Annotated in this window: 6 protein-coding genes; 4 read left to right on the forward strand and 2 right to left on the reverse strand. The window is 41.9% G+C overall.

Annotated elements, in window-relative coordinates; genetic code table 11:
• Positions 1–6 precede the first annotated feature (6 nt).
• Positions 7–183, forward strand: coding sequence for a transposase (locus A1019T_RS13945; RefSeq protein ID WP_341864616.1), 177 nt, complete (start codon positions 7–9; stop codon positions 181–183).
• Here the strand turns inward: A1019T_RS13945 and A1019T_RS08595 are convergent.
• Positions 101–784 carry an NAD(P)-binding protein gene (locus A1019T_RS08595; protein WP_279626180.1) on the reverse strand — a complete coding sequence of 228 codons (684 nt, stop codon included), beginning with the start codon at positions 782–784 and terminating at the stop codon, positions 101–103. The genes A1019T_RS13945 and A1019T_RS08595 overlap by 83 nt on opposite strands.
• A gap of 208 nt (positions 785–992) precedes the next feature.
• Between A1019T_RS08595 and A1019T_RS08600 the strand changes: the two genes are divergently transcribed.
• Together A1019T_RS08600 and A1019T_RS08605 are read left to right on the forward strand one after the other, a co-directional pair.
• Entirely contained in the window at positions 993–1,895 is a 903-nt protein-coding gene (locus tag A1019T_RS08600; protein WP_244156597.1) for an alpha/beta fold hydrolase, read from the forward strand.
• A 447-nt stretch (positions 1,896–2,342) separates the two neighbouring features.
• Entirely contained in the window at positions 2,343–3,413 is a 1,071-nt protein-coding gene (locus A1019T_RS08605) for a Cj0069 family protein (protein WP_077451290.1), read from the forward strand.
• Positions 3,414–3,814: 401 nt separating this feature from the next.
• On the opposite strand, the gene A1019T_RS08610 is transcribed toward A1019T_RS08605, so the two are convergent.
• A complete protein-coding gene (locus A1019T_RS08610) occupies positions 3,815–4,792 on the reverse strand; it encodes a sterol desaturase family protein (RefSeq protein WP_208608056.1) in 978 nt (325 codons plus the stop codon).
• A gap of 658 nt (positions 4,793–5,450) precedes the next feature.
• Here A1019T_RS08610 and acnA point away from each other — a divergent pair.
• Positions 5,451–8,231, forward strand: a complete 2,781-nt coding sequence (gene acnA, locus A1019T_RS08615; protein WP_077451292.1) for an aconitate hydratase AcnA — start codon at positions 5,451–5,453, stop codon at positions 8,229–8,231.
• Positions 8,232–8,425 lie beyond the last annotated feature (194 nt).

Consider the following 8,425-nt stretch of genomic DNA (forward strand, 5'->3'; position numbering starts at 1 on the left):
CTTGATATTCAAAAAATCATTGAAGATTCAGGACACACTATTCTATGGTTACCGCCTTATAGTCCTGACTTAAACCCTATTGAGCAAACTTGGGCTTGGGTTAAGAAAAAGCGTCAAGATTGGGGAATAGATTGTATCGATACGTTATTCTTCTATTTTCTTTGGCTGTGTGACTGTTTTTAAGGGCTATGACTATATTAAAAAAGTCTTCCGGAATTTGACTGACCTTCAATTGTTTTAAGGCCCGCGGAAAAAAGGTGTTGTACATCTCTTCACTGTCAATCCAAGGAAAGGTTTGTTCAAAATGTGAGCGTCTTGGCTGAATGGCAATCGCCCCATTGACGATAGAACCACCGCCATAGGCACGACCCGCAAATATCTTTATCTCATCATACTCAACCAGATCTAAAACGCCTGGGTATTTTTTTATTCTTCTTGGAATCGGAATGGGAGCACTTGGCCAGTTTTTAAACCAACTAGAGCGCTCATCGGCAGTGATCATTTTACAAAAGGTATTGTGATTAGGAGTTCTATCCCAGCGCTTACCCATTTCCAAAATTAATACCGGGTGACCTTGCTCACTTAGACGTAAAGCACAAACGGCGCCCCCATAACCACTGCCAACAACAATATTATTAAAGTGTCCTGCCTTTTTGACAGGAGTGTCAGCGGAGAGGGGTTTATAACTATTACCAGCCAAAGTCTGGCAACCGCTCATGGCAGCTGAAGTACTGACCGCTCCCAGCCCAAGGCCCATAGACTTAATAAATTTACGTCGCTGCATTTTATTCCTAATATTTTGTATTTTGTATTTACTAGTTATTATCGGTCACTTATAAGAGGTTAGTTTAACAACCTTAGCTTTCTGAATTCATTAGCTTACGTAATTTATTTAACACCGTCTATTTAGAGATTAGACATATGCTAAGCCTTTAGTAAGTAAGGCATTTTGATAAAAAAGGCGCCTCAAGCGTTACAATTTAAGCTAGAATATGGCTTCTATTGCCCCAGCTATCAATGCCGAGATCCTCATGACCTTATCGCCTCCAAAGTTTAAAACTGACCCGTTTTTTAACCTTGAAGATAAATGGATTCAAACTGCCCCACAAGAGATCACCCACTGTTATGATCAAGGCGAAGGCCTACCTGTACTGCTACTGCATGGCTCAGGATCAGGCACTTCAGCCGCCATGACTTGGTGGCAAAATATACCTCATCTTAGTCAGAGTTATCGTGCTATCGCTTTTGACTCTATCGGCTATGGCGAAACAGTTAATGACCCAGACAGCACCTACGGCATCAAGCAATGGGGCGATCACACTTTGCGTTTGATGGATGCTTTAAATATTGAAAAAGCTTGGCTAATGGGCAGCTCATTGGGAGGATGGATAGCCTTACAACTCGCCTTAGATCATCCTGAACGAATTTATGGCGTGATATCCATCGGAACGGGCGGTGCTAAGCAAATAGACAAGACCAAAGCTGCCCCTACTGCTAAACCCCAAAACACCCTTTCAGAGGCTCTTATTAAACAGGATTTACAAAAGAATATCTGTAATGATGCGATGGTGTGCGACACTTTAGTACGCTTACGTTACCAGGCCGCTTTAAAAGAGCAAGCCGGTGGATTAAGGCCTACCTTATTGGCAGCACGAGATCGAGACCGTATTCATTTTGCACTGGACTTCGAGGGCCTAGCCAAGCTTACCCTGCCGGTATTGCTAATCCATGGGGTGAATGACAAAGTGGTTCCCTTATCACGTAGCTTGGAGCTATTAAATGTCATGCCCAGCGCAGATGCCCACTTCTATAGCCAAGCGGGGCATTGGCCTCATATTGGTAAAGCCCGTGAATTTAATGAGTTAGTGAACAGCTATATTCAACATAACAGTTAAATAGTAGACGCCTTAACTGAAGTTGCTTTGGTAAAATCCCTTAGCCAGACAGTGCCCCTATTTATAGCTTGCTGGCCCTCTGTTTTTTTCATCATAAGTTCATAATATTTTATTATTGTTTAACCACTGCTGATATCACTGAGGGCGCTGGTGTTACAAAGGTCATAATTAGGGGCATCACAGAAACTTACTGTGAAAAAAATCTAAAAAAGTTAGTTTTCTGTATTGTTTTCTACTTCACTCTTCTATAGACTTGCGCCTTCAAAAAAACAAACCTCGAACTATCCCCCTCTAAGTATTACCTTGATGACCTTAGTCCCTTATTTAATACCTTATAGATTCCATTCTTAGCCACAGTTATATAGTTACCTATTTATTGACTCACTCATTAATCAGCAATTCGCTTATTAACCCTAGATAATTATTGGCATTAACAGAGATTTTAGTATGAAAAAACACGTTGTTATTTTTGAAGCTCGTGGTGGCTCTGATAAGAGCAAATATGGCTATCGCCGCGACACCTACCCTATTATTGAATCCTTGAAAGCTCGGGGCTGGACCGCTGAGGTTATTTTCTATAGTGATGAAAATCGGGGTGAAATATACCGTTATACCATCGACAAAGCCGATGCTTATGTGAGCCGTATCAATCCAGGTAATCTAAAAGATGAAACGGGTTACTTCCAGATGCTACGTGAGTTGGTACACCAAGGCGTTAAAGGCTTACCTCATCCTGACGTCATGATTAACTATGGTGCCAAAAACGTGGTAGAACGCCTAAAAGGTACGGCTTTAGTCCCTGTAGACGTATACTGCTACTATGAGTATGATGAGCTAAAAAACCAGTTCCCAACCACATTGGCTAAAGGAGAACGGGTACTAAAACAAAACCGTGGCTCTACCGGTGAAGGCATTTGGCGCGTTCAGCTAAAAGACCCTAAAAAATATAAAGACGTGGCCGAAATTCCAGAAGATGCGGTACTAAAGCTGACTGAAGCCTTAGACAACCATGTGGAAGAGAAAACATTGGGCGAATTCATCGAATTTTGCTATCAATATCTAGAAGGCTATAACGGACTGATTTTAGATATGCCCTTTTTACCGCGTATTAAAGAAGGCGAAATCCGGGTGTTAATGCTACGGGATAAAGCGGTGTCTGTGGTTCATAAGAAACCCGATGAGTCTGCTGATGCATTCTCTGCCACCCTATTCTCTGGCGCGACTTATCGCTATGACAAGCCTGAGCAGTGGCAGGAGATGGTCGATGAGGTAGAGTCTAGTATTCCGATGTTACAAGCTCGTTTAGGCGGCTATGCGTTGCCACTATTATGGACTGCTGACTTTATTTTAGACACCGATGACAAAGGCAAAGATGTCTATGTCTTGGGCGAAATTAACTCTTCTTGTGTTGGTTTCTCCACTAATCTAGAGCTTTCAGAGAACATCGCTGATGAGATTATGAATCTGATTGAAGCGGAAAGCGTGATTAACAGCCGTTTCCCGGCATTTAGAATTTAGGTCGATATTTAGTCTAATAAACCAGTATTTTAGCCAGTGATTAACTAAAATTTCAGTTTCAGCTAAAGTAGTGGTTTAAGCCTACAAAATAACAATTAAGACTCTCCTATAAATATAGGAGAGTCTTTTTTTTGGTTAATGTTTAAAGCTTTATGGCTTGTTTCATTTTAGGTTTTATTCTGGTTTTGACGACTACCGAGCTTGGTTAATTGCCTGTGATAAATTAGCTAATCTAACAGTGCATAAACTACTTTAAACGCTGAACGATACCTAATAGTTTAACGACACCATCTAGGGAAGATTTTTTCTATTAACTTAGACTTAAAATACGTTCAATCAAAGTTCATTCATATAACGTCTGTTATACCAAACTCGGGCTCTTACCGCTTTCAATACTAATGTTAAGTTGCAGAGGGCGGTCTAAAGAATGTTCCTAATTTATTCTTAAGGCCTTTCGCTTTAAAAAAACGCTTCCACATGCGAATAAAAACATCGAATATTAAATGAAAGATATTATCGTGGCTAGGCTCACCAACAGCTCCATACTTGACTGGATTATTAATCCTATCCTCTTCAACGTACGTTCCAAACATTCGGTCAAAAATAATAATCACTCCGCCATAGTTCTTATCAATATATTCCCCATTGGCGCCATGATGAGCACGATGATTAGAAGGCGTATCAAAGACATATTCAACCCATTTGGGAAATTTCCCAACAGTTTCAGTATGGATAAAGAATTGATATATAAGATCTAAAGCGTAAAAGAAAAAGACCCAAACGGGATGAACGCCAAGCAACATTAGCGGCAGAAAGAACACCCACCAGCCTGTGACTGAGTACAACAAACTCTGTCTCATCGCTGTTGATAAATTCATTCGATCATCCGAATGATTCAACACATGAGCTGACCAGAACCAGTTTACTCTATGTGAGGCTCTATGAAACCAGTAATAACAGAATTCTACGGCAATAAAGATAGGGATAAAGGTTATCCAGGTTACTTCAATAGTAAACAGACGATATTGATACAGCCACAAACATATAGGTATAATCACTAAAGCTTGAACTATCAGCTCAAACCCCAGATATGATCCACCTAGACTAAAGTTTGTAACTGCACGTCTTAGGGTAAAGTTATCACCTTGGTCCCTTTTGGACTGATAAAACCACTCAGCTAAAAACAAAAGAAGGAAGGGGCCTCCCACTAGCGGTAAAATCCATTCTTGCCAATAGCTAGGTAAGACGCTCAGCAAAAAATCTTGTGAAAAATCTGGAGCTATATTAATAATACTTTGATTCAGTAAGTCTTTATAGCCCTCTAAAGTCTGACCATAATTACTCGTGTTAATCAATTCTGCCATAGTTTCATCTTTCATGATGTGCAGTCCTTGAAGATATCTTAAGTAGTCCATTATTAAATCTAGTATACATGAGTTATATTTAACCAACCCTAAAAGCAAACTAAAATTTATTTATGCTAAATACATTAATTCAATTTAGTTATGTATTTAATTTCAAGGCATTTATTACTAATAACTATAAGCAGAGCGATTATCGTAGTGAATAAAAATGCTTCTTAAGGCTCGTTTTGCTGCATCAATCACTGAATAATCAGTCGAAAATACCCATTGCCCTTGCGTCCTTAACTTATAGGGCTGGCTATCAATCACAAAATCCCAATGATACATACCACCGTTCTAGCCACCCAATAGCCTCTAACAAGCAACATAGTAGGCAGTTCACCGTTTTCTGTTACGATTTTCACACGAGGCAACTACGTCCAAACCTTAATAAATACCGCAATCTTTGTTATGGTAGTAACAATGACAAAAAACCAAGGATGTTTGTCATCTTATCCCTACGGGTGTGCTGATAAGCCACTTGGGGATATCTCTTCTAACAACAGCTCAAATTATTCCCTAATAAGTGCTCTCTGTAGTCAATGAGACCTGGTTTAGTGAATACATTATTAGCCCCCTCAATCAATAATAACTTTTATAAAAAATAAGTTAATAAATAGAAAAGGAAGCCACTATGAGCGATATATTCAATGTAAAAGACAAGTTAACGGTCGCAGGTAAAGACCATGCCTATTACAGCCTACCCAAACTTGCTGAAAAATACCCCAATATCAATACCCTACCTTACAGCATGAAAATTGTGCTAGAGAACTTACTGCGCAACGAAGACGGTGGACAGTCTGTCGGTGAAAATCACATTGAAGCCGTAGCCAACTGGGATGCCGGCGCCGAAGCGTCAAAAGAGATTGCGTTCATGCCAGCTCGTGTGGTGCTGCAAGACTTCACAGGTGTGCCCTCTGTCGTAGACTTGGCCGCTATGCGTGATGCGGTAGTCAAACTGGGTGGTAAAGCGGAACAAATCAACCCGTTTATTCCCAGTGAGCTAGTGGTCGACCATTCGGTACAGGTCGATGTCTATGGTCGTGAAGACTCTTTAGACTTAAATGAAAAAATCGAATTTAAGCGCAATAACGAGCGTTATGAGTTCTTGCACTGGGGTAAAAGCGCATTTAAAAACTTTGTGGTAGTGCCTCCAGCTACAGGTATCGTACACCAAGTTAACTTAGAATATTTGGCGCGTGTGGTCATGGCCAGTGAGCAAAATGGCGAATTAACCGCTTATCCTGATACCGTATTCGGTACGGACAGCCACACCACCATGATTAATGGTATTGGTGTGCTAGGTTGGGGTGTGGGCGGTATTGAAGCCGAAGCCGCTATGCTGGGTCAGCCTTCATCCATGCTTATCCCCCAAGTGGTCGGCTTTGAAATGACGGGTAAGCTACAAGAAGGTGTGACCGCAACTGACCTAGTATTACGTGTGGTTGAAATGCTACGCGCTCACGGTGTGGTCGGTAAGTTCGTTGAGTTCTATGGTGAAGGACTACACAATATGCCATTGGCGGATCGTGCGACGATTGCCAACATGTCACCTGAATATGGCGCAACCTGTGGTATCTTCCCGATTGACCAGATGGCAATTGATTATCTGCGTCTGTCAGGCCGTGATGAAGCCCAAATTGAATTGGTTGAAAAATATGCCAAAGCGCAAGGATTATGGCACGATAGTAATACCCCAGCTGCCACTTACTCTAGCAATCTGCATTTAGATTTATCCTCTGTACAGCCTGCTCTAGCCGGTCCAAACTTACCACAGCAGCGCATTAATTTATCTGATATGCATGCCCGTTTTGGTGAAACGTTACATGCGATGACCAAAGACCGTAAATCAGAAATAGAAGGTAAAGTACGCTTTGATCAAGAAGGCGGGGAACAAGAGCAAGCCGATCGTTTGTCTGCTAAACCTGACGTATTCTCAACGATTAGCATTAATGATCAAGAACATGACCTGCATGACGGTTCTGTGGTTATCGCTGCCATTACCTCTTGTACCAACACCTCTAACCCTGCGGTTATGATTGGTGCGGGCTTAGTGGCCAAAAAAGCTGCTGCCAAAGGCTTAACGGCCAAACCTTGGGTTAAAACCTCATTGGCACCGGGCTCTAAAGTAGTGACCGATTATTTAGAAAAATCGCAACTAATGGACGAGCTTGAAAAAATTGGCTTCTATTTAGTGGGTTATGGATGTACCACCTGTATTGGTAACTCAGGTCCTTTATTAGAGTCTGTCCAAAAAGGCATTGAAGAAAAAGACCTAGTAGCCGCTGCGGTACTATCTGGTAACCGTAACTTCGAGGGTCGTATTCACTCACATGTGAAAGCGAGCTACTTAGCGTCACCACCGCTAGTCGTAGCCTATGCCCTTGCTGGTACTGTAAATATTGACTTAACCAAAGATCCTATCGGCCAAGACCCAGAAGGTAATGATGTGTTCTTAAAAGACATCTGGCCTACGTCGGAAGAGATTAATGAGCTGATTGCCAATAACATCGATGCCGATATGTTCCGCAAAAACTACGGTAAAGTGTTTGACGGTAGCGCAGCGTGGAATGCTATTAGCTCAGCAGATAGCCAACTCTATCCATGGAGTGAAGCGTCAACTTACATCAAAAACCCACCTTTCTTTGATGACATGACCATGGAACCAGAAGGCATTAAAGATATTGAAAACGCCCGTATTTTAGGCTTATTTGGTGACTCAATTACCACCGACCACATCTCTCCTGCCGGTAATATTGCTCCTGATTCACCAGCGGGTAAATACTTGCAAGAACGCGGAGTAATGCAAGAAGACTTTAACAGTTATGGCTCACGCCGTGGTAATGATGCGATCATGACCCGCGGTACTTTTGCCAACATCCGTATCAAAAACAAAATGATGGGTGGTAAAGAAGGTGGCTATACGTATTACTTCAGCGGTGATAAAGCGACCTTGCAAGAAGGTGAGGAAATGGCCATCTATGATGCTGCAATGAAGTATAAACAAGACCAGCGTACCCTGGTGGTACTCGGTGGCGAAGAATATGGGTCAGGCTCAAGCCGTGACTGGGCAGCCAAAGGTACTATCCTACTGGGTGTCAAAGCGGTATTGACCAGCTCCTTTGAGCGTATTCACCGTTCTAACTTAGTTGGTATGGGTGTCTTGCCATTAACCTTCAAAAAAGGCGAAAATGCAGAGACCTATAACCTAGACGGCTCAGAAGTGCTAAGCATTACGGGTCTTGAAAACGGCGAAAGCAAAACGGCGACAGTCACTGCGACACGTGCTGATGGCAGTACAGAGAGCTTTGAAGTGAATGTAATGCTGCAAACGCCAAAAGAGCGCGAATATGTACGTCATGGCGGCGTATTACATTATGTGCTGCGTCAGCTTGCTGTAGAAAATGTGGCCTAACGCCTGATACTTCTATGGCATCATAGTACCTCCATAGAACATAGTTTTATAACAGCAAAAAGCCCAACCAATTGGTTTAATGCCAGTCAGTTAAGGCTGACTGGTATTTTTTTTGGGATATTTTTGTGGTTTTCCCTTAACCACCCTCGGGCAAGATCGCTTTCTACGTTCAGGAATAACAAACAACTTTCCTT

Origin of the sequence: Psychrobacter piechaudii, assembly GCF_900162825.1 — a bacterium.
GTDB classification, from domain to species: domain Bacteria; phylum Pseudomonadota; class Gammaproteobacteria; order Pseudomonadales; family Moraxellaceae; genus Psychrobacter; species Psychrobacter piechaudii.

Excerpts from the sequence above, each read along its gene's own strand:
- A1019T_RS08605 (WP_077451290.1), top strand. The coding sequence starts at position 2,343 with ATGAAAAAACACGTTGTTATTTTTGAAGCTCGTGGTGGCTCTGATAAG.
- A1019T_RS08595 (WP_279626180.1), bottom strand. The coding sequence starts at position 784 with ATGCAGCGACGTAAATTTATTAAGTCTATGGGCCTTGGGCTGGGAGCG.
- A1019T_RS08610 (WP_208608056.1), bottom strand. The coding sequence starts at position 4,792 with ATGAAAGATGAAACTATGGCAGAATTGATTAACACGAGTAATTATGGT.
- acnA (WP_077451292.1), top strand. The coding sequence starts at position 5,451 with ATGAGCGATATATTCAATGTAAAAGACAAGTTAACGGTCGCAGGTAAA.
- A1019T_RS08600 (WP_244156597.1), top strand. The coding sequence starts at position 993 with ATGGCTTCTATTGCCCCAGCTATCAATGCCGAGATCCTCATGACCTTA.